This is a genomic window from Rhizobium sp. 32-5/1 (genome assembly GCF_029537235.1).
Classification (GTDB): domain Bacteria; phylum Pseudomonadota; class Alphaproteobacteria; order Rhizobiales; family Rhizobiaceae; genus Pararhizobium.
In genome coordinates, this window is sequence record NZ_CP120639.1 from 344,523 (window position 1) to 366,281 (window position 21,759).

Here is a 21,759-nt window from a genome sequence, read left to right on the forward strand (position 1 = left end):
CAATAATCCTGGCAGGTAATTAACTGTATCATTCCAAGGAAATTGATTCCGCTTAATCAAGCTGATCGACACGGTAGAATCGGGGCAAATCACAGCCCGTGAGGCAGGAAGCTGCGTCCTATGGCGTTCGAAAACGATGAAAATGGCAGACGAGCTATTCGCTGCGCACCGCCGCTTGGTGGCGCCGGCTTTTCGCCAATTCGACAAAACGGCGCTTCACCTGATCGAACAGCGCCGGCGGCAAAGGCCCGTGATAGCCGTTCTCGCTGTCGATCGGCCGAACATCGGGCCCGGGCCAGACAAAGCGATTGCTTTCCGTCAGCACGATCCAGGAGCGCTCGTCGTCAAGGCCGAGCCGCCGTTTGGTGGCTGCCGGGATTTCGATAGCATCAGCAGGATCAGAGGGTGGCGTGTGCGTTACCGGCAGCACGCGCACAATGGGCGTTCCGTCCTCAAGCGCCGCAACCAGCGCCAGCACAAGAACCGGGCGATCCTTGTCGCCTTCTTCACGGCCTTCCAGATGCTGCCAGTGCCAGAGGTAGGAATAGCGAAAGATCCAGCCGACTTTTGGTTCAGCTGGCAGCATTCTTTCCCGTCACCAGTTCGCTATCCAGATGATCGAAACCCGGCTCCATGTCCGACGCCTCGACCACTGCCAGATCGTCGTCGCCGAGCATCGCTGTGACCTCGACGCGTCGGTCGCGGCGGGCCAGGCGCAGATAGTCTTCGTAGGCGATCAAGACCGTCCGCGGCCGGCCGTTCTTGGTAATGATCACCGGCTCACGCACGGCGGCGTCCTGATAGGCGCCAAAGTTCTTGGATACGGCAGCTGCCGTTACGGTCGATGTCATCACCGCCTCCTGTTTTCCGTAAAGTACGGGATTTCCGGACTTTATTCAAGTCCACGACCAAAGACACGGAAGATCCATGACCAGTAATCCGCTTTCCGACAAAGCCATCGACACGCGTCGAGTCTACGGCATGATTTCGTTCCCTCGAGCCCAGCAGTCAAGTTCCGAGTCTTTCTGGTTACCGTCATGCCAAATTTGCCTTTGACGAAATGCGTCATGCGACTTTTTGCGCCCGGCACGTTGCAATTCGTGCTTAACATATCCGCGTGAATGCGGCGCGACCTGAACCACCCCCGCACCTTTGCGTCGTGGGATGGACGTCTGCAAGCATTTAGAGGTAGCCCTGAACTTAAAAGGACACAGATATACGGCTAGTCGACTAGGCTGTGTGGACGAATTGCGAGTGGTATAATTTGGGGTTTTCTTGGCGAATCTGTTGTGATTCATAGGGTTCCGACCGAATCGGAGGTAGGGATCGATGTCGACGCGGATGGACGAAGAAGATTGGGCGCACACACTGGCCGTGTTTCGGGCTTGCCTTCCCCGGCGCGGGCGCAAGGCTGCTGATGATCGCCTGTTCCTGGAAGCCCTTCATTTCTTCGCGGTTGAGAATGTGCGCTGGCGTGCGTTGCCGGAGCGTTTCGGCCATTGGAACTCGGTCTGGAAGCGCTTCGACCGGCTGAGCAAGGCCGGCGTGTTCGAGGCCTTTTTGAAACCTTGGCCTCCATGAGCGCATCGGCGCACCTGATCCAGATGTTCGATTCGACCATCGTTCGCGCGCATGTCTCGGCGGCCGGCGCAAAAGGGGCAAAAAGGTCAGGCGCTCGGACGCTCACGCGGCGGTTTCACAACCAAAATCCACGCCAAATCGGATCGTTCCGGGGACATCATCGCCTTCGACCTGACCGGCGGCGAAGCATCAGATGCACCCATTTCCAGACCCTGCTCGACATCGGGCCGGACATCACACCGCGCGTTGCGATTGGCGACAAGGGCTATTCCAGCAAGGCGAAGCGAAGCGGTAAACAATGCCACCGAAGGTCAGGAACACCATGCCGGCTGAGAATACCCGAATCCAGGGGTGCGCTCCTGCGAGCGCCATTGATGTCCAGGCCGACGATGCGCGACAGACCCATACAGACCATCAATTTGCCAAGGGTAGTTCGGCGGCGACCAGGTGCTGTGGAGATGGGACACGAAGTCGAAATGAAATGGCCGATCTGGGTCAAGTGGCGGGCATCCTCACTGGTGGCAAGAGCCGGCAGAGATCGAAAAGGGCGGTGGTGCCCGCTATTGCGGCGCGTAGACAGCCGTGCGGCCCGGGCGCAGCGCAGGGATATTGACGCGGGAGTTCCCGCCCCACCGATGCGAGAAATCATAGAACAAGCGAAACCCGGCCGCAGGACGACCGGGTTCGGGGAGCTGGTTGTGGTCGGCGGCTCAGTAGCCGTAGCTGTTATAGCTGTTGTAGCTCTTCTTGACGAAGTAGTGCTTCTTGTGGCCGTAGCCATGGCTCTTGTAGCCGTACTGCTTGTGACCGTAGCTCTGCTTGTAGCCGTAGGACTTGTGGCCGTAGCTCTTGGAGTAGCCGTAGGACTTGTAGCCATAACCACCAGCTTGCGAAGGGGCGGCGAACGAGACGGCGGCGACAGCGGCGACGATGGCGGAGATGATGAACTTGCGCATGGTGTTTATCCTTTGATCCGGGTTGCGGATGAGTTCGTCTCATCCAGTGACCCGACAATGCCATGTGCTTCACAACCGCGCTGTTTCCCATGGAACAGGCTGCATTTTATCCAGGAGCTGAGAGAGCGGCCGCCCCCGCTCTCTTAGCGGTTTAAGCAATGAAACGTTTTATCGCCTCGACTTCAGTCGGGCGGATGTCGTGTCCGCCGCTGTGCCATTCGAGATCGACGTTTGCCTTCTGTGCCGTGAAATAGTCGGCCAGGCTCTGCGTCAGCGGCGCCGGGCAGATCGGGTCGCGCTGGCCGGCGGTGATCAGGATTTTCCGGCCGGCAAGCGCCGGATTGCCCTTCGGTCGAAAAGGAATGAGCGGATGCAGCAGCATGGCCTTGTCGAACAGCCCTTTCTCGATCAGTAGATTGGCGAGGATGTTGGCGCCGTTCGAAAAGCCTAGACCGATTATCTCGGAAGCCTTGTGTGCCGACGCGAGCGCCTCGACGAAGCCTGCCATCTTGTCCGTCGCCCGGGCGAGATCGGCCATATCGTAAACCCCTCCCCAGTGCGGCGGAAGAAACGCGCCGCTCCATGTTCGGAAACATCGCCCCGCGGCGAGACGATCGTCGCGTCAGGCAACAGGTCGCCGGCGAAATCGAAGAACTGCCGCTCGTCGCCGCCCGTTCCGTGAAACACGAAGAAGATCGGGCGGGTCGGCGCACCGGCCTTCAATCGATGCACATATCCCTTGTCGATAGTGTTATTGGTCATTGTCGTGCTCCCTCAGCCATCCAGCTTCTGCAGGTTCTGTTCGAGGATCGGCCGCAGATGCTTGTGCTGCTGCGGCAGTTTCAGGGCCTCGCCGAGATGTGCGGTGTCTTCGTCGCGGTCGAAACCAGGCTCGTTGGTGGCAATTTCGAACAACACGCCGCCCGGCGTGCGGAAGTAGATCGCCCAGAAATAATCGCGGTCGATCACTGGCGTCACCTGATAACCCGTATCCATGAGCGCCCTGCGCACTTCGAGTTGCTTTTCGCGATTTTCTACGGCGAAGGCGACGTGATGTACCGAGCCTGCACCCTGCTGGCCGCGGGCGATATTCGGCATGGTTTCGAGATCGATCACACCAGCATTCCCCGGAACGAGAAGACGGGTGGTGCCGTCGCGGATCTCCATTATTTCATAGCCCATGAAGGCCAGAAGCTCGCGTGTTGCCCCTTCATCGCGCAATCGCATGGCGACTGAATGGAAGCCACGGATCGCATGGTCGGCATCGACGCCGTTGCCGGTCCAGGGCGCGCGGGGATCGTCCTTGACGCCCACGAGTGCGAAACCATCACCATCAGGACCGGCAAAATTCAGCCGGCTTTCCCCAAATGTGGTGTCAGCCTTCAGCCCCGTGACACCCCGCGTGGAAAGCCGGTCGGACCAGTAGCCGAGTGCGCTTTCCGGAACCGAAAAGACCGTCGTGCCGACTTCGCCGGTGCCTGGACGGCCGCGGCCGATATTCGGGAACGGAAAGTAGGTCATGACCGAGCCCGGCGCCCCGGTCTCGTCGCCATAATAGAGGTGGTAAACATCAGGTGCGTCGAAATTGACTGTCTTCTTGACGCGCCGCAGGCCGAGCGTATCCGTAAAGAAACGGTTGTTGGTGCGGGCATCAGCCGCCATCGAGGTGACGTGGTGCAGCCCCTTGATCTGGGTGAGCATGTTTTTGACCTTTCGTGCCCGCTTGGCGCGGGCTGTTATCGATGGAGCTTAGATGAACCTGCTGTGGCGTTTTCGATAGATCATGCTTGCAAAACGGACTGTCCATCAAAGTTGAACGAAACAGCCATGTCGTTCAGTCAACCGCCGATTTTTCGCGGTAAACCGACACGACCAAAAGTCGATTCAGAGGGCCATGAAAAACTAAAAGTTGACAGGAAGCCAGAGAAGGTCTATTTCTGCGTCATCGATAGTTGTTTGACTGATATTTGTTTTTGCCAGCGCTTTGCGCCTCTGACGAACTTCCCCGTTCAAAAATCGAGATACCACCCACCGTGCGTCGCACGGCGGTAATTTTATTGCTATGAAAGGGTTCGTTATGACCACTGGCACAGTTAAATGGTTCAACGCCACCAAGGGCTTCGGCTTCATTCAGCCTGACGACGGCGGCGCCGACGTTTTCGTTCACATCTCTGCTGTCGAACGCGCTGGCATGCGCGAAATCGTCGAAGGCCAGAAGCTTGGCTTCGAGATGGAGCGCGACAACAAGTCGGGCAAGATGTCTGCTGGCAAGCTTCAGGCTGCCTAATCGGAATTTGTCTCTCCGGTGACCACGGATGTACTGGCACTGTCGATGAGACATTTTCCAAACGGAGGTCAGGCAAATTGCCTGGCCTTTTTTCACGGTCGTTCCCGGCCGTAAGGAGCGCACCCGTCGAATGGACGCGGTGCCCGTCTCCCAAAGAATGTTTCGCATGCGTTTCTAGAGTTCATCGGACCTGGACATGACATGCCCCTGATCCAGGATACGAGATTGACCGAGAATTCCACCAAGACACGCGATCAGGCTGAATCGGCTTTCAGCAAGACGCAGACGCAATTCATGGCCCGCAGCCGTACAATTTCCGAAATCGATGCTGTAACGCTTGAGCGCGATGCAAAGACTTTGAGACTGCGTGAACTTCGCCTCGAAAGAGAGGCCAATGCCGTGCCTGTCACAAGCAAGCCGACAAAACGCAAGTAAGCTCCTGATAGACACAGTCTGTGAAAATGATCGGCAACGCTGGCCGAATTGCTTCTGATCTGTGTATAATAGCTCTATTCCGGCCGGATTCCGCATGGCGGCCCCCGGGAACAAGCGTCACCGAACGACCTGATACCGACCCCGATACCGACAAGGACGACCTAGGTTTGAGACACCCGAACGAAAATGGCTTTGCCGATAGACGCAAAGCAGCGGACGAAGCCAAAAAGCAATTGTTGAAAAAATTTGCGACAGCACCAAAGCCGGATGATCCGGAAATGGTCGCAAAGCGCCTGGAGCGCGAAGCCATCGCGGCTGCCCGCGAAGCGCGCCGTGCTGAACGCGAGCTTTTGAAGCAGCAGGAAAACGAGCGTCAACTTGCCGAAGCCGCAGCTCGCACCGCAGCGGCTGATGCCGAGGCGCGTGCAGACGCCGAAGCCCGCGAAACCGCTGACCGGGATCGCATTTCCCGCGTCATTGCCGACGAAGCAGAGCGCAAGGCTGAACGCGACAGGCGTTATGCCGCCCGCAAGGCACGCCAGCGCTAACCCGTCGTCACACTGTTCAGAACACCCGCTTCGGCGGGTGTTTTGCGTTATGACGCTTTGCGGTTCCCCGGCTCGCCGTTCTACTCTAGATTAGGACCAAGAACATTCGGGGAAGGAGCCCGCGCATCTCGTGAGGAACCGGTTTCTCTTGGCGCTCTGCGTTTTGCCAATCGTTGTGATCGTTTTCGCCTATCAGGGCGGCGTTCTGGCGACGCGCAGCTTTATGGATGAGGCATCGCTTCAGGCGGGAACAACGCTCCGGCTCGCCGTTTCGGCACTGGGCGGCCATCTCAGCCGCTATGAACCGCTTCCTGCCCTGATCTCGGATCACGAGGGCATCGAGACCCTGATCAGCCAACCGGCGGATCAACGTTTGCGTAACGAGGCCAATGTCTACCTGAAGTCGATCAATACGCTGCTGGGCTCTTCCGATATCTACGTGATGACACTGGATGGCAATACGATTGCAGCGAGCAATTTTGACGGAGCCGCAAGCTTTGTCGGCCAGAATTTCAGCTACCGGCCCTATTTCCAGGAAGCAGCCAAGGGTATGCAATCACGCTTCTATGCGCTCGGCACGACGTCCTCGAAACGAGGCTATTATTTCGCTTCACCGATTCGTGTCGGATCGGAGATCAGGGGCGTCATCGTCTTCAAGGTGGATATTGACTCGATAGAGGCCTCCTGGCGCGGCGGCGAATACAAGATTTTTGTGTCTGATCCCGAAGGCATTATCTTCATGACCGGCAGCGCTGAATGGCTCTATTCGGGCATCCTGCCTTTGACGCCTGAGCGGCGGGCACGCACCGAGGCGTCGCGCCGATATTCCGACGCCAGTTTAACGGCATTGCCGATCGAGCGCAGTACCTCCGGTGACCATGAATTGATGACCGTCACGCAAGGGGGCGAGAGGCGGGAATATCTCGTCCTGTCGCAATATGTGCCGCAGGCGGACTGGACAGTGAACGTTCTGCTCGACACGAGTTCGGTGCGGACACAGGCTCGGACGATTGTCGCTGCCGGCATCCTACTGCTTTGCCTGGCCGGTCTTGCCGTTGCCATTCTCGTCCAGCGGCGGGCCCGACTTGCCGAGCGCATGCAGATGCAAATGGAGGCACAGAACGAACTGGAGCACCGCGTCGAGGAGCGCACCGCCGATCTCGCTCGTGTCAACCGGCGCATTGAAGAAGAGATCGCCGAAAAGCGTTTGACGGAACAGCAGTTGCGGCAGACCCAGGCCGATCTCATCCAGGCCGGCAAGCTGGCGGGCCTCGGTCAGATGTCGGCCGCCTTGTCGCACGAACTCAATCAGCCTTTGGCCGCTGCCAAAACCTATGCGGACAGTGCTGCGGTCCTGATCGACCGCAACCGCACCGACGAGGCGCGCGACAACATCCGGCGGATCTCGGCGCTGATCGACCGCATGGCATCGATCAGCCGCCACCTGCGCAATTTCGCACGCAAGCCGAATGAAGAACTCGCGGCCGTGCCACTCGACGAAGCCATCCGCGATACCGCAGAAATTGTTGCCGCGCGACTTGCTGCCGCCGATGCCCATCTGGAACTTGATCTTGGCGAGACGCCGCCGATCGTGCGGGCAGGCCCCGTGCGATTGCAGCAGGTTCTGGTCAATGTCATTTCCAATGCGGCTGACGCGATCGAGGGGCTGCCCGACCGGCGTATCCTCGTCTGGGCCCGGCGGGAAGGCGACAGGGTGGCGATCATTGTCCGTGATCATGGCCCGGGGTTTCACCATCGATAACCGAGCGCATCTTCGATCCCTTCTTCACCACCAAGGGCGTCGGCAAGGGCCTTGGTCTCGGGCTATCGATTTCCTACAATATCATCAAGGACTTCGACGGCAGTCTTTCCGTGACCAATCATCCAGACGGTGGTGCCGTATTTCGCATCGATCTTGACGCGGTCGCGCCTGCGCGCGAGGCCGCGGAATGAGCGAGCCGCGTATCCTGCTTGTCGATGATGAGGAAGAGCTGCGCCGTTCAACTGCGCAGGCACTGGAACTCTCCGGTTTCGAAGTCGATACCTTTGCAAGTGGAGACCAGGTGCTGGAACTGATCGGTTACAGCTTTTCCGGCGTCGTTGTCAGTGACATCCGCATGCCGGGGATGGACGGAATGACGCTTCTGGAGAAAATCCGTGAGATCGATGCGGAAGTGCCTGTCATTTTGGTCACAGGCCACGGCGACGTCCAGCTGGCGGTCAAAGCGATGCGCGAGGGGGCCTATGACTTCCTCGAAAAACCGTTCACCGCCCAACATCTCGCCGGGATCGTGCGACGCGCGATGGACCGGCGCAATCTCGTTCTCGAAAATCGCCGCCTGCGCGCCGTTGCTGGCAAGCGTGATGATATCGAAGCTCGCCTGCCTGGCCGAACGCAGATCATGGTCGATCTGCGCTATCGCCTGCGAGCCATAGGCGCGACCGACGCCGATACGTTGATCATCGGTGAGACAGGTGCCGGCAAGGAGGTGGTTGCCCGCGCCGTGCACGATATCAGCGCCCGCGCCAACCGACCTTTCATCGCCATCAATTGCGCGGCCCTTCCGGAAACGCTGATTGAGAGCGAACTGTTCGGCCACGAGGCGGGCGCTTTCCCAGGTGCCATTCGCTCCCGCTACGGCAAGTTCGAGCATGGCCGTGGAGGCACGATCCTGCTTGATGAAATTGGTTCGATGCCGGTGGACCTTCAGGCGAAGTTCCTGCGGGTGCTGCAGGAACGGGTCATTACCCGACTGGGATCAAACGAAACCGTCGAACTTGACGTGCGCTTTTTGGCTACCAGCAAAGTCGATCTCGGAGCCGAAGTCGCGGCCGGCCGGTTCCGGGCTGATCTTTTCTATCGGCTGAACGTCGCCACGCTCCACGTTCCATCGCTTGCCCAACGGCGCGCCGATATTCCGCTGCTGTTCCTCCAACTGGTACGGGAGGCATCCGCCCGTTATGGACGCGACGATATCGTCGTTCCGCCGGGTCTGACGTCTCAGATCGCGCAGCGCGATTGGCCGGGCAATGTGCGCGAATTGCGCAATGCCGCTGATCGGCTGGTTCTCGGTCTTGACCTCAGGCCGGGCGACGGAGCGGACGGCGTCGAACGGGAAACACCGCGCCTGGCTGACAAGGTGGCCGCTTTCGAGAAAAGCGTGATCGAAAGTATGCTGAATGCCCATGGGGGCAGCCTGCGTCCCGTCTACGAATCCCTGTCGATTTCCCGCAAGACGCTTTACGAGAAGATGCAGAAATACGGGCTGGACCGGAAAATTGCCTCCGGCGAAGCCTTGGACGATATTGAGGACAGCCGCCGCGGATGAGCATCTGTCTTCGTGTTCAGCGATTATGGGTGGATTTCCACCCATCAGTTCAGGGCATTGTTTCTGTATCCACCCATGGTGCAGCGCACGCTTTAAGGAAATCATAACTTCCGGGCCCGGAACGATTGCACGGGTGAATCACAACCGCGCAAATGCGTCATCCACGATCAGTGCGGGAGGAGCCGCGCTGGCTGGCCCATCTTCATCCGGGAGGACTTCGATGAAAATCCTGAACGCCATGCTTGGCATGACAGCACTTGCCGCAATTTCCCTATTCTCCACGACAGCGTCGGCGCAGACCTATCCGGATCGCACCATCACCATGGTCGTCCCCTTCGCCGCCGGTGGCCCCACCGACACAGTGGCCCGTCTCGTCGCCGAATCCATGTCGAAGGATCTCGGCCAGCAGATCGTCGTCGAAAATGTTGGCGGCGCAGGCGGCACGCTGGGTGCCGGCCGTGTTGCCGGCGCTGAAGCAGACGGATACACCGTGCTGCTTCATCATATCGGTATGGCGACCAGCGCCACGCTCTATCGCAAGCTCGCCTATGATACGCTGAACGCCTTCGAATATGTCGGCCTCGTCACCGACGTGCCGATGACCATCGTTGCCCGCAAGGACTTCGAACCGACCGACCTCAAGGGTCTGATCGACTACGTCAAGGCCAACAAGGATAAGGTCACGGTTGCCAATGCCGGCATTGGTGCGGCCTCGCATCTTTGTGGCATGATGTTCATGAGTGCGATCGAAACACCGCTGGTCACCGTTCCGTATAAGGGCACCGGCCCGGCGATGACTGACCTGCTCGGTGCCCAGGTCGATATCATGTGCGACCAGACGACAAACACGACGAAGCAGATCCTCGGCGGCACCATCAAGGCCTATGCCGTAACCTCGGCCACCAAGCTGCCGGTTCTGCCGGATGTACCGACTGCCATGGAAAGCGGACTGGCGGACTTCCAGGTCGGTATCTGGCACGGCATCTACGCCCCGAAGGGCACGCCTGCCGAAGTGACCGAGCGCCTGTCCAAGTCGCTGCAGGGCGCTCTCAAGGACCCGAACATCGTCGCACGTTTCGCCGAACTGGGCACCGTTCCCTCCTCTGAAGCCGATGCGACACCGGCAGCGCTGAAAGCCAAGCTCGAAAGCGAAATCGGCCGGTGGAAACCGGTTATCGAGGCCGCCGGCCAGTACGCCGACTAAGTATGTGCAATCGATCGATGCCGCCGACACCCGTCGGCGGCGTTCGTTGGAGCTTGCACGCGTTCTGCGCTTGCCGCCCTGTCCCTTTGCGGATGTGGGCAATGCGCGGGCAGACCTTTGGGGGTATCATGAAATCCGTTTCCTTCGATTCCACGAACGCAGCCTGCGGTGCGATCTTTGTCGCGCTCGGGCTGTTTTTCGCCTACCAATCCTTCAATCTCGACCTCGGCACGACGTTTCGCATGGGGCCGGGATATTTCCCGCTTGCGCTGGCTGTCGTCTTGACTTTGCTGGGCGTCGTCATCCTGGTTCAATCGACACAGATCGAAGGCGAGCCGATCGGGCCTATCGCCTGGCGGGGCGTACTGTTCATCCTGCCGGCGCCGATCTTCTTCGGCCTCACCGTACGCGGGCTGGGTTTCGTTGTCGCACTGTTCTTCACTGCGCTCATTGCCTGCTTCGCCTCGCAGAAAATGCGCCCGCTGATAGCGGTGGCCCTTTCGTTCGGCATCACCGTCTTTTCGGTCGCCGTGTTCAGCTATGCGCTGGGCCTGCCCTTCCAGCGCTTCGGCCCCTGGCTGCGATTCTAGGAAGACAGATATGGAACTCTATGACAATCTCGCACTCGGCTTCGCAACCGCCGGCAGTCTCGAAAACCTGCTTTTCTGCCTGATCGGCGTGTTGCTCGGTACGTTGATCGGCGTGCTTCCCGGCATCGGCGCCACGGCGACGATCGCCATGCTCCTGCCGATCACCTTTCAACTCGAGCCCGTCTCCTCGCTGATCATGCTGGCCGGTATCTACTACGGCGCGCAGTATGGCGGCTCGACCACGGCCATTCTGATCAACATGCCGGGTGAATCCTCGTCCGCTGTGACCGCGATCGACGGCTACCAGATGGCCCGAAAGGGTCGTGCGGGGGCAGCGCTCGCCATCGCGGCGCTCGGCTCGTTCTTTGCCGGCACGGTCTCGACCTTCCTCGTCGCCATCTTCGCTCTGCCCCTGACCACTATTGCGCTCAAATTTGGTGCGGCGGAGTATTTCTCGTTGATGATCGTCGGTCTCGTGGCCTCAGTCGCGCTGGCCCACGGCTCGATCATCAAGGCGTTGGCCATGCTGGCGCTCGGCCTGCTGCTCGGGCTTGTCGGGACTGATATCTATACCGGCACGCCGCGCTTTACGCTGGGTATTCGCGAATATGCCGACGGGCTGAACTTCGTGGCCGTCGCTGTCGGCGTCTTCGGCGTCGCTGAAATCCTGCGCAACCTAGAAGGCGAAAAGACCCGGACCGTGCTGATGGCCAAGGTCAGCGGCCTGATGCCGACACGACAGGATTTCAAGGAGATGATGTGGCCGGTCATTCGTGGCACGGGCATCGGTTCGGTGCTTGGCATCCTGCCCGGCGGCGGCGCAATCCTGGCGGCCTTTGCCTCCTACACCATCGAAAAGCGTCTATCCAAAACACCGGAAGAATTCGGCCATGGCGCCATCGCGGGGGTCGCCGGTCCGGAATCCGCCAACAATGCCGGCGCCCAGACCTCGTTTATCCCGCTTCTGACGCTGGGCATTCCCGCCAATCCCGTCATGGCACTGATGATCGGAGCGATGATCATCAAGGGCATCGTGCCCGGTCCCAATGTGGCGGTGGAACAGCCGGCCTTGTTCTGGGGCATCATCGCCTCGATGTGGATCGGCAATCTGATGCTTGTCGTGCTCAACCTGCCGCTGATCGGGCTCTGGGTAAAGCTCTTGACCATCCCCTATTACGTGCTTTTCCCGATCATCATGGCCTTCTGCTCGATCGGGGTCTACAGCGTCAACTCCAATGTGTACGACCTCTATGCCGTCGCCTTCTTCGGCCTCATCGGCTATACGCTGGTGAAGCTGCGCTGCGAGCCGGCGCCGCTCCTGCTCGGTTTCGTGCTCGGGCCGCTATTGGAGGAAAATCTGCGGCGGGCGATGATCCTATCGCGCGGCGATCCGTCAACCTTCGTGACACGGCCGATCAGCGCCGGTCTCCTATTCCTCGCAGCCGTCGTCCTCATCGTCGTCTTCCTGCCGAGCGTCAAGAAAAAGCGCGAGGCCGTGTTCACAGAAGAGGATTGAAGCCAGACCTCGTCTGCACCGGCTGAAACGACAAACGCCCGGCGAAAGTGCCGGGCGTTCTTATGAAAAGCAGTCATTGCAACAGTCTGATACTACTTGGCGCTATCCAACCGATTGATGGCCTCGACATTGCCGGCCGACGAACCGTTTGGATCAAATTCCGATTCCAGCCATTTGTCGACGATTGCCTTGGCCAGTTCCGAACCGATCACACGCGCACCCATGGTGATGATCTGGGCATTGTTGGATTTGGCGGCGCGCTCGGCCGAATAGGTGTCATGCGTCAGTGCCGCGCGGATGCCGGGCACCTTGTTGGCGGATATGGAAACGCCGATGCCTGTACCGCAGATCAGGATGCCGCGCTCGTTTTCGCCCGAGACGATCGTCTCTGCCAGTCCCCTGGACAGATCGGCGTAGAAACCCGACTGGCTGAGATTGGAAACTTCGATCCCCGGTTTTGTCGCGAGATGAGCCTCGATGATATCGAGGAGCGGTTTGCCCGCGCTGTCTGCGCCGATTGCGATCTTCATGACGGATGTCCTTTATGTTTGGGATAGTGTGGAGCTAGACGCGGATTGCCGCGGAGACTTTGGAAAGAATGTCGAGATAGCCCGCGACATCCCAGGCGGACCGGCCGATAAACAGGCCGTCGATATGGGGCTTGGTGACCAGTTCCTCGCAATTTCCGGGATTGACGCTCCCGCCGTAGAGTACGGGAACCGAAACGCCGAGCAGGGCTTTCGCCCATTCGGCAATTCGCGCATGGCGTTCATCGGCATAATCGGCCGAGGCCGGAATGCCATTGACGCCGATTGCCCAGACCGGCTCGTAGGCCAAGAGCACGGGTTTCCGCTTCACCTCGTCGTCAAGCAGGCCCAGCGCGCCCTCGACCTGGCGCCTGAGAACGGCATCGGCCTGACCGGCTTCCCGCTCGGCCAGTGTCTCGCCGATGCAGATCAAGGGTACGAGGCCATGTCTGACGGCAGAGGCCGTCTTCAGCCCGACGGTGCGATCCGTCTCGCCGAAATGCTCCCGGCGCTCGCTGTGGCCGAGTTCGACCAGATCGAGATTGCAGTCCTTCAGCATCAACGGAGAGATTTCACCGGTCCAGGCGCCAGCGTCGTCCCAGTGCATGTTCTGCGCACCGACCTTGACGCTGGTGGAGGACAGCGCGTCCTTGACCTGCCGCACAGCTGTAAAAGGCGGGATGACGAAGCGCTGCACGCGGGCATCGCGGGTGGCGTCAGCGCTCGCAAGACCCTCGGCAAAAGCCATGGCCTCAGCCAGCGTCTTGTTCATCTTCCAGCTGGTCCCGACCCAGACCGTATTCTTGCTCATAGAGCTTCCTCCTCGGCATTCGCCGCTACCTTGATGAGATTGATACCGGCTTCCCTCAGGGATGCTTCATGTGCCATGTCGATCTCTGCGCCGGTGAGCACGACATCGAAGCCATCAAGCGCCGTCAGGAAATGCAGTGCGGACTTGCCGAATTTTTGTGGTCGACCAGGAGATGGGTGCGCGCCGCAGACCGCATCATCTGCCGCTTGGTCTGGACCACCTCTTGATCCTGATGGAAGGCGGAAGCTCCGTGGATGGCCGAACTCGACAGGAAGGCGATATCCGCCCGCACCGCCCGCAACGCCTCTTCTGTGATGATGCCGAAGAAGCCGTTGAAGCGTTTGTTGTATTGACCCCCGAGCGAGATTAGCGTGATGCCGTTGACGCCGGAAAGCTTGCCGATGACGCCTAGATTGTTGGTGATGACCGTCAACGGCCGGATGGCGCTCAAATAATCGGCCAACGCCCCTGCCGTCGAGCTATCGTCGATGATGATGATCTGGCCCGGCTCAATGAAGCCTGCCGCGTGGGCAGCGATCCGATGCTTCTCGGCGGTGGCGATCTTTTCGCGGTAACGGAAATCGCTTTCGAATTGCGGGCTCGACTGGATCGACGCGCCGCCATGGGTTTTTCGCAGAAGCCCCGCCTGCTCGAGCTCATCGAGATCGCGATGGATCGTCATCCGGCTGACGTCGAAACGGCTCGCCATATCATCGACCGATGCCGACCCTGCATCCATCAGCAGATCCATGATCGCTTGCCGTCTGGCCTGTGGTTTCATCACGGCACCTTGTCGAACCTGCACAGCACCATAGCGCCGCGTGGAGGTGACTATCACAGATTTGCGATGAAAATAAACATAAATATGAGATAATGTGACTTTCTAGTGTGACATTTGGGCGTAAGTTGCTCGGGTAAGGAGCCCTGTTCAAAGTCGCCAGACCGGCAGTCATCTGTTAGGACGGTTGCACAGCAACTTTTCTCGGGAAATTAGTTGCTCAGGACTTCACAGTCGCCGAATTGCACGTCTTGTTCTTCCCCCATTGGAATACCCTATGCTCCTCGAGATTCTGAAGCCCGGAAAACGCCAAGATCGTTGGAAACGTCCGCGTCGCTTCGATCGTAATCTGATCGTGATTGGGGGCGGTTCCGCAGGTCTGGTTTCAGCCTATATTGCGGCGGCAACGAAAGCCAAAGTGACCTTGGTCGAGGCGCACAAAATGGGTGGCGATTGCCTCAACACCGGTTGTGTCCCGTCCAAGGCGCTGATCCGGAGCGCCAGGCTTGCCCATCAGATGCGCCACGCCGACCAATACGGACTGACGCCGCACCAGCCGCAGGTTCCGTTCGCGGATGTGATCGCCCGCGTGCACCGTGTCATCGCCGAGATCGAGCCCCATGACAGCATTGAGCGCTATACGTCGCTGGGTGTCGAGGTCCTGCAAGGCTATGCCAGGTTGGTCGATCCCTGGACGGTCGAAATTGCCCTTAACAACGGTGTGACACAGCGCCTGACCACGCGCTCGGTCATCATTGCCACGGGCGCGCAACCCTTCGTGCCGCCTCTTCCGGGCATTGAAGACGTCGGCTACCTCACGTCGGATACGCTCTGGGAGCATATGAAGGCCCGCGCGGAAGCGCCACGCCGGCTGATCGTGCTTGGCGGCGGGCCGATCGGCTGTGAGCTGGCACAGAGCTTCGCCCGGCTGGGATCGGCGGTCACTCAGATCGAGATGGCGCCGCGCATCATGATACGCGAGGACGAGGACGCATCCGAACTGGTGCGAAACGCACTGGAAGCGAACGGCGTGCGCGTCCTGACCAACCACAAGGCGCGCGCTTGCGGTGTCACGGACGGTCGGAAATGGATTGAAGTGGAGCAGGCAGGTGAGATGCGTCGGATCGAGTTCGATGATCTGATCGTCGCTGTCGGCCGCGCGCCGCGGCTGAAGGGCTTCGGGCTGGAGGAGATCGGCATCAATGTCGATCGCGTCGTCGAAACGAATGCCTATCTCCAGACAACCCATCCGCATATCCTTGCGGCCGGCGACGTCGCCGGCCCCTATCAGTTCACCCATGTCGCTTCGCATCAGGCCTGGTTTGCAACGGTGAATGCGCTGTTTGGCGATCTCAAGCGCTTTAAGGCGGATTACCGGGTCATTCCCTGGGCGACGTTTACGGATCCCGAGGTGGCGCGCGTCGGGTTGTCCGAAGCCGAGGCGAAAGAGAATAATGTTTCCTATGAAGTAACGCGCTACGGATTGGACGATCTCGACCGGGCGATAACCGACGGCTCTACCCGAGGCTTCGTCAAGGTCCTGACCGTACCGGGCAAGGACAGGATCCTCGGGGTAACCATCGTTGGCGAACATGCCGGCGATCTCATCGCGGAATTCGTGCTGGCGATGAAACAGGGGCTTGGGCTCAACAAGATCCTTGGCACGATCCACATCTACCCGACGCTGACCGAGGCCAACAAGATGGCGGCCGGGCTGTGGCGACGCAACCATATAAGCCCGCGCCTGTTGGCACTCGTCGAACGATTCCACAGCTGGAGACGCGGATGATAGACGCTCGCATCCTCCCCTGCAACGCGCAGCCCTTCAGCCCGTTGCCCGGATGCTCTCGCGCATGGGCATTTCAGCCGATGCGATAAGCCTTACGGGCTTCCTGGTGGGGCTGCTGGCCTTTGCAGCGCTTGCCACTGGCCATTGGACGGCTGGCCTTGCGTTGATCCTGGCAAACAGACTTTTTGATGGGCTCGATGGGGCGGTGGCGCGGCTCAATGGCCCGACGGACAGAGGAGCATTTCTCGATATCACACTCGATTTTGTCTTCTACGCGCTCGTGCCACTCGGCTTTGCCGTGCAGGATCAAGCCGTGTTTGCCCTGCCCGCGGCGGTCCTGATTGTCTCTTTTGTCGGAACCGGATCGTCCTTTCTGGCCTTTGCCGTCATCGCGGCCAAACAGGGAAAGCAGGCGGACGCCTTTCCCATGAAAGGCATTTACTATGCCGGTGGCTTGGCGGAGGGTTTCGAGACGATCGCTGTCTTCGTCTTCATGTGCCTGTTCCCACAGAACTTTCCCGTCATCGCACTTGTTTTCGCAGCAATCTGCGGCATGACCACCCTCCTTCGCTGGCACCAGGGCTGGGTGGTTTTTCCGGACCGTCTGGCCGCTCGTAAACGTCCGACACCTGAGTTCAGCGGCATGACAGCGTACATGGTGGAACTGCAATCGGTCGCGCACGTTGCTGCTCATCTGCGTGGTGAAGCAAGCCTCTCGCTTTGCAGGGAAGAATTTCTAACATCACGCTTGGACAGACATGCCGTTCACCCGGATTTGAGTTGCCGGTGATGCAATTTTTCGTTCTTGCTTGCATTGGCAGGGGTACTGCAATGGGCTCGGCCAAAGGGGATTTATCCATTGAACACGATAGAATTGGCGCTTTCACGGCGTGGCCGGAACGCAGGCAACTGGTATGTGCTCGCATCCCATAAAGACTGGTCGTGGACCATTGTCTGAAAACAACAACCACAGCAGCAGCCTCATTCGGCGCTACGGCCCCGTTGCGCTTGTCGTCCTTGGTCTTTTTCTCGCCTATGCATTTGGTCTCCAGGACTGTTTCAGCCTCGGCTTCCTCACGGACAAGCGTGATGAACTGCGGGCTTTCGTGGATCAGCGCTATGCACTTTCGGCGGCACTCTTCCTTGCAATATACATTCTGGCCGTGGCGGTTTCCTTTCCGGCTGCGTCCATCCTGACGATTTTTGGCGGGTTTCTGTTCGGCTGGATCTTTGGCGGCGCCTTGGTTGCGGTGGGCGCAACCATCGGCTCTGCGATTGTGTTTCTGGCAACCCGATCGGCCTTTGGCGGGTTCTTGCGCAACCGGGTTGACGGCATTGTTAAAAAGCTCGCAGACGGGTTTCGCAAAAATGCCTTCGGATATCTATTTGCCATACGGCTCGCTCCGGTCTTTCCGTTCTTCGTCGTAAATATTGCCGCAGCGCTGTTCGACATAAGCCTTGGCCGCTTCGTTGCCGCGACCTTCTTTGGTATCCTTCCCGGGACATTTGCCTATGCCTATCTCGGTCAAGGCGTCGATAGCGTGCTCGTTGCGGCAAAGGCTGCTGGCCGGGAAGCGACGATCTCCGATCTGGCAACGCAGGACATTACGCTTGCCTTTCTCATGCTCGCCGTCGTCGCCGCAATTCCCCCGATTGTTTCGCAGCTGCGGCAACGAAGCGGCAAAGCGTGAAGTGCGATGCGTAGTGAGAAACAATCTTTGAACCAAAATACAATGACACCTGCAGCGCCCTTTGGCGTTTCGAAATATCCGGGAGAAAGACACTTCATGCGTTCGATCACCAAATTCCTCGCGGCAACCCTTGTCGCCGGTCTGGCAGCCACTGCACAGGCATCCGATCTCGACGTCTCCGACTGGACGAAGATTGAAAAGGCGGCAGCCGGGCAAACGGTCTATTTCAATGCCTGGGGTGGCTCTGAAAACATCAATGCCTACCTGGAATGGGTCGGCGAGGAAATGAAGGCACGCTACGACGTGACAGTCACCCAGGTGAAGCTGGAGGATACGGCAAGCGCCGTCAGCAAGGTGGTTGCGGAAAAGGCAGCCGGCAAGACCGAAGGCGGCTCCGTCGATCTGATCTGGATCAATGGCGAAAACTTCGCTTCGATGAAGCGCCAGGGCCTGCTGTTGACGCCGGGATGGGCGACATCACTGCCCAACTGGGCGTATGTCGATACGGAGAACCAGCCGACAACCCTGACCGACTTCACCGAGCCCACCGACGGGCTCGAAAGCCCTTGGGGCGGCGCAAAGATGGTGTTTTTCTACGACGGCGCGCGGACCGACAAGGCTGGTTTGCCGGACAATGCAGCGCAGCTTTTGGACTGGGCAAAGCGCAACCCAGGACGTTTTTCCTACCCTGCACCGCCGGATTTCATCGGCTCGTCCTTCCTCAAGCAGGTCTTGAGCGAAACCATCGATGACCGCGCAAAACTGCGGGAGCCTGTTGACGAAGCGAGTTTTGAACGGACTGTCGAACCGCTCTTTGCCTATCTGGATCAACTCCACAAGGTCGCCTGGCGGTCTGGCAAGGCCTTTCCGCAAAACTATCCCGACATGAAGCAGAAGCTCGGGGATGGCGAGTTGGACATCATCTTTGCCTTCAACCCGGCGGAGGCGTCTTCGGCGATTGCGGCCGGCGAGCTGTCCGATACTGTCAGATCCTTCACCTTCTCCGGCGGCACGCTTGGCAATACCCATTTTGTTGCCATCCCCTACAATGCCAATGCAAGGGAGGGCGCACTTCTCACAGCCAATTTCCTGCTTTCGCCCGAGGCGCAGCTGCGCAAGCAGAATCCGCAATACTGGGGAGATCCGACGGTGCTTTCGATGTCGAAGCTTGCCGATGCGGACCGCGCAGCCTTCCAGGCGCTCGATCTCGGTGTTGCAACCCTGACGCCCGATAAGCTCGGCCCCGTCATTGCCGAACCACATGCAAGCTGGATGGAGCGCATCGAGACCGAATGGCGCCGGCGTTATGCCAGCGGAAATTGATCGGTGACCCACGTCCGGCCGAGTGCGCTCAAGGAAGCCGTGCCGTTGCGGTCTATGCGAGATCCGCGACCCTGTTGACGGTGGCATTGCTGACCTTGCCGTTGTCGTTCGGCCTGCTGGGCACGGTGCTTCCCGCACTCGGCTACCTGCCGGCGCTTGGCGGGCATGAATTTGGCCTGGCTCATTTCAAGGCGCTGCTTGCCGTTCCGGGGTTAGAGGCTTCCGTTCTGCTCAGCCTGGCAAGCGGCTTTGCAGCGACAGCCCTCTCAGTCGTGGTGACAGCCGTGTTCCTGGCAGCCTTTGCCGGAACACGCATGCTCAGCCGTCTGCAGCACGCGCTTTCTCCGCTGCTTGCCATTCCGCACGCCGCCGCCGCCTTCGGTCTGGCTTTCCTGATCGCCCCATCCGGCTACCTGATCCGGCTTGCCGCACCCTTTGCGGGGATCGACCGGCCGCCGGACCTCTTGATCCTGCACGATCCGCTTGGGCTATCCATGACGGCGGGTCTTGTCTTGAAGGAAATGCCGTTTCTCTTCCTTGTGTCGCTCGCAGCCTTGCCGCAGGTCGACCTTTTGCTTCGCGGCAGCTTTCTGCCTCGCTCGGCTATGGCCGCATCGCCGGCTTCCTCTTTCTGGTGTGGCCTGGCATCTACCGCCAGATCCGTTTTGCCGTCTATGCCGTCCTTGCCTATTCCAGTTCCGTGGTCGATGTCGCCCTGATCCTTGGTCCGAATCTTCCCGGAACGCTCGCCACCCGGCTGCTGGAATGGATGAACGACCCCGACCTTTCCAATCGCTTTCTTGCATCCGCCGGCGCGATCCTTCAGCTTGGAGTGACCGCGACGGCGCTTGTGTCCTGGTATGCTGTGGAACGGCTCGGCGGGGCAACACTTGCCGCGCTTCGAGGCCGCGGCCATCGCTTTCGCAACGACCGCGGCTTGAGAGTTGCCGCCGCAGGCGTGGTGGTTTTCATCTGCGCCACCGTCTTTAGCGGCATTGGTCTCTTGGCTGCCTGGTCGGTGGCGGGGCCCTGGCAGTTTCCGGATCTGCTGCCGCAGGAACTGACACTGCGAACCTGGCAGAATGCGCTGCCGCGCATGGGGACAGCGCTCACCACCACATTGGCGGCTGGCATCCTTTCGACGATGATTGCCGTGTTCTTGACGATCGGCTGCCTTGAGCGCGAGACGCAGACTGGACGAAACGGCGGACAAAATGCGCTCCTGCTGCTCTACCTTCCGCTAATGGTGCCGCAGATCGCCTTTCTCTTCGGCCTGCAGCTCCTGTTCATTGGCAGTGGGTCGTCCGACCGGTTCGCCGCCCTAGTTCTGGTGCATCTCGTCTTTGTCCTGCCCTACGTGTTCCTGTCCCTGTCGGATGCGTGGCGACATCTGGACAGACGCTACGACCTTCTTTCAGCAGCGCTCGGGCGTTCGCGCCTATCGGCGCTTCTCGCCATCCGCTTGCCGATGCTGACACGGGCGATCCTGACGGCCTTTGCCGTGGGCTTTGCTGTTTCCGTCGGCCAATATCTGCCGACCGTCCTGATCGGCGAAGGTCGGCTGCAAACGATCACCACCGAAGCCGTAGCGCTGGCGTCCGGCGGCAACCGCCGGGTGATCGGTGTTTATGCTCTTCTTCAGACCCTGTTGCCGTTCATCGCTTTTGCAGTTGCGTCTTTCGTGCCTGCCCTCTTCTATCGAAACCGCCGTGCCATGCAGGTCTGAACAATGACGAATGAAAGCAGCGCAACCGGGCTCATGCTGACCGGCATTGAGATCCGGCTTCACGACCGACAGCTCATTACCCTCTCGTCGCATGTGCCGCCTGCCCGTGTGCTGACCGTGATGGGACCATCGGGGTCGGGGAAGTCGACCCTGCTTGCTTATATCGGCGGATTTCTCGATCCGGTGTTTCAAGCGCAGGGACGCATCACCATTGGAGGAGATGACCTGACAGGCATTGCGCCCGAGGAGCGGCGGACCGGTATTCTCTTCCAGGACCCTCTGCTTTTTCCCCATATGTCGGTGGGCGCCAATGTGGCCTTTGCGGTTCCAGCAGGGATATCCGGCCGCAAGGAAAGGCAGCGCATCGCAGCGGAAGCGCTGACTGAGGTGGAGTTGGACGGCTTTGCCGACCGGGATCCCGCAACCCTCTCCGGCGGGCAGAAGGCGCGCGTCGCATTGACCCGCGTGCTCGTTTCGCGCCCGCGGCTGCTTCTGCTTGACGAACCGTTCTCCAAGCTGGACATGGCCCTTCGCCAACAGATGCGCCAGCTCGTCTTCGCAAAAGCCCGGAACGCCAACCTTCCGGTCATTCTGGTGACCCATGACGAGGCGGACGCAGAGGCTGCCGGCGGGGAGACCCACCGGATAGAAGGCAGTTTGGGATAGAG

General features: G+C 59.5%; 21 protein-coding genes and 3 pseudogenes. 16 read left to right on the forward strand and 8 right to left on the reverse strand.

What is annotated here, in order from left to right:
- Positions 1-154: 154 nt before the first annotated feature.
- Together P6U16_RS23190 and P6U16_RS23195 are read right to left on the reverse strand one after the other, a co-directional pair.
- Positions 155-586 (reverse strand): plasmid maintenance toxin (PemK-like), encoded by a 432-nt coding sequence (locus tag P6U16_RS23190; RefSeq protein ID WP_277704648.1) that lies wholly within the window; start codon positions 584-586, stop codon positions 155-157.
- Complete coding sequence (locus tag P6U16_RS23195; protein WP_221127449.1) at positions 573-851, reverse strand: type II toxin-antitoxin system Phd/YefM family antitoxin; 279 nt, start codon at positions 849-851, stop codon at positions 573-575. The genes P6U16_RS23190 and P6U16_RS23195 overlap by 14 nt, the downstream gene beginning before the upstream one ends.
- Before the next feature lie 478 nt (positions 852-1,329).
- Between P6U16_RS23195 and P6U16_RS23200 the strand changes: the two genes are divergently transcribed.
- Positions 1,330-1,581 (forward strand): transposase, encoded by a 252-nt coding sequence (locus tag P6U16_RS23200; RefSeq protein ID WP_277704649.1) that lies wholly within the window; start codon positions 1,330-1,332, stop codon positions 1,579-1,581.
- A 710-nt stretch (positions 1,582-2,291) separates the two neighbouring features.
- Here the strand turns inward: P6U16_RS23200 and P6U16_RS23205 are convergent.
- From P6U16_RS23205 to P6U16_RS23215, 3 genes and pseudogenes are all read right to left on the reverse strand, one after another.
- On the reverse strand, positions 2,292-2,537 hold the full coding sequence (locus P6U16_RS23205) for a hypothetical protein (RefSeq protein WP_277704650.1): 246 nt from the start codon (positions 2,535-2,537) through the stop codon (positions 2,292-2,294).
- A gap of 151 nt (positions 2,538-2,688) precedes the next feature.
- Positions 2,689-3,299 (reverse strand): annotated as a pseudogene (locus tag P6U16_RS23210) (alpha/beta hydrolase).
- Between the two features lie 12 nt (positions 3,300-3,311).
- Positions 3,312-4,238, reverse strand: coding sequence for a VOC family protein (locus P6U16_RS23215; RefSeq protein WP_277704651.1), 927 nt, complete (start codon positions 4,236-4,238; stop codon positions 3,312-3,314).
- A 361-nt stretch (positions 4,239-4,599) separates the two neighbouring features.
- Between P6U16_RS23215 and P6U16_RS23220 the strand changes: the two genes are divergently transcribed.
- From P6U16_RS23220 to P6U16_RS23255, 8 genes and pseudogenes are all read left to right on the forward strand, one after another.
- A complete protein-coding gene (locus P6U16_RS23220; protein ID WP_083531264.1) occupies positions 4,600-4,824 on the forward strand; it encodes a cold-shock protein in 225 nt (74 codons plus the stop codon).
- A gap of 225 nt (positions 4,825-5,049) precedes the next feature.
- Positions 5,050-5,259, forward strand: a complete 210-nt coding sequence (locus tag P6U16_RS23225; RefSeq protein ID WP_277704874.1) for a hypothetical protein — start codon at positions 5,050-5,052, stop codon at positions 5,257-5,259.
- 167 nt (positions 5,260-5,426) lie between these two features.
- A complete protein-coding gene (locus P6U16_RS23230) occupies positions 5,427-5,807 on the forward strand; it encodes a DUF6481 family protein (RefSeq protein ID WP_277704652.1) in 381 nt (126 codons plus the stop codon).
- A 130-nt stretch (positions 5,808-5,937) separates the two neighbouring features.
- Positions 5,938-7,760: pseudogene (locus P6U16_RS23235) on the forward strand (sensor histidine kinase).
- A complete protein-coding gene (locus tag P6U16_RS23240) occupies positions 7,757-9,136 on the forward strand; it encodes a sigma-54 dependent transcriptional regulator (RefSeq protein ID WP_277704653.1) in 1,380 nt (459 codons plus the stop codon). Before P6U16_RS23235 ends, P6U16_RS23240 begins: the two are co-directional and overlap by 4 nt.
- 220 nt (positions 9,137-9,356) lie before the next feature.
- Positions 9,357-10,340, forward strand: coding sequence for a tripartite tricarboxylate transporter substrate-binding protein (locus P6U16_RS23245; RefSeq protein ID WP_277704654.1), 984 nt, complete (start codon positions 9,357-9,359; stop codon positions 10,338-10,340).
- Positions 10,341-10,468: 128 nt separating this feature from the next.
- A complete protein-coding gene (locus P6U16_RS23250; RefSeq protein WP_277704655.1) occupies positions 10,469-10,930 on the forward strand; it encodes a tripartite tricarboxylate transporter TctB family protein in 462 nt (153 codons plus the stop codon).
- Between the two features lie 10 nt (positions 10,931-10,940).
- Positions 10,941-12,446 carry a tripartite tricarboxylate transporter permease gene (locus tag P6U16_RS23255; protein WP_277704656.1) on the forward strand — a complete coding sequence of 502 codons (1,506 nt, stop codon included), beginning with the start codon at positions 10,941-10,943 and terminating at the stop codon, positions 12,444-12,446.
- A 92-nt stretch (positions 12,447-12,538) separates the two neighbouring features.
- Here P6U16_RS23255 and P6U16_RS23260 read toward each other — a convergent pair whose 3' ends face one another.
- The 3 genes and pseudogenes from P6U16_RS23260 to P6U16_RS23270 form a co-directional block, all read right to left on the reverse strand.
- A complete protein-coding gene (locus P6U16_RS23260) occupies positions 12,539-12,976 on the reverse strand; it encodes an RpiB/LacA/LacB family sugar-phosphate isomerase (RefSeq protein ID WP_277704657.1) in 438 nt (145 codons plus the stop codon).
- 34 nt (positions 12,977-13,010) lie between these two features.
- Entirely contained in the window at positions 13,011-13,784 is a 774-nt protein-coding gene (locus P6U16_RS23265; RefSeq protein WP_277704658.1) for a triose-phosphate isomerase, read from the reverse strand.
- A pseudogene (locus P6U16_RS23270) lies at positions 13,781-14,565 on the reverse strand (DeoR/GlpR family DNA-binding transcription regulator). Before P6U16_RS23270 ends, P6U16_RS23265 begins: the two are co-directional and overlap by 4 nt.
- Positions 14,566-14,839: 274 nt before the next feature.
- Here P6U16_RS23270 and P6U16_RS23275 point away from each other — a divergent pair.
- The 7 genes from P6U16_RS23275 (at position 14,840) to P6U16_RS23300 (ending at position 21,757) form a co-directional block, all read left to right on the forward strand.
- A complete protein-coding gene (locus P6U16_RS23275; protein WP_277704659.1) occupies positions 14,840-16,351 on the forward strand; it encodes an FAD-dependent oxidoreductase in 1,512 nt (503 codons plus the stop codon).
- Between the two features lie 64 nt (positions 16,352-16,415).
- Complete coding sequence (locus P6U16_RS23280; protein WP_349017735.1) at positions 16,416-17,141, forward strand: CDP-alcohol phosphatidyltransferase family protein; 726 nt, start codon at positions 16,416-16,418, stop codon at positions 17,139-17,141.
- Between the two features lie 160 nt (positions 17,142-17,301).
- The gene (locus P6U16_RS23285) at positions 17,302-18,042 is read left to right on the forward strand and encodes a TVP38/TMEM64 family protein (RefSeq protein WP_277704660.1); all 741 of its coding nucleotides are present in this window, start codon (positions 17,302-17,304) and stop codon (positions 18,040-18,042) included.
- Between the two features lie 96 nt (positions 18,043-18,138).
- Complete coding sequence (locus P6U16_RS23290) at positions 18,139-19,365, forward strand: ABC transporter substrate-binding protein (RefSeq protein ID WP_277704661.1); 1,227 nt, start codon at positions 18,139-18,141, stop codon at positions 19,363-19,365.
- Positions 19,366-19,439: 74 nt separating this feature from the next.
- On the forward strand, positions 19,440-20,084 hold the full coding sequence (locus tag P6U16_RS28490; protein ID WP_349017736.1) for a hypothetical protein: 645 nt from the start codon (positions 19,440-19,442) through the stop codon (positions 20,082-20,084).
- On the forward strand, positions 20,000-21,091 hold the full coding sequence (locus tag P6U16_RS23295) for a hypothetical protein (RefSeq protein ID WP_349017737.1): 1,092 nt from the start codon (positions 20,000-20,002) through the stop codon (positions 21,089-21,091). Before P6U16_RS28490 ends, P6U16_RS23295 begins: the two co-directional genes overlap by 85 nt.
- Positions 21,092-21,094: 3 nt before the next feature.
- On the forward strand, positions 21,095-21,757 hold the full coding sequence (locus P6U16_RS23300) for an ATP-binding cassette domain-containing protein (protein ID WP_277704662.1): 663 nt from the start codon (positions 21,095-21,097) through the stop codon (positions 21,755-21,757).
- The last annotated feature ends 2 nt before the right edge of the window (positions 21,758-21,759 follow it).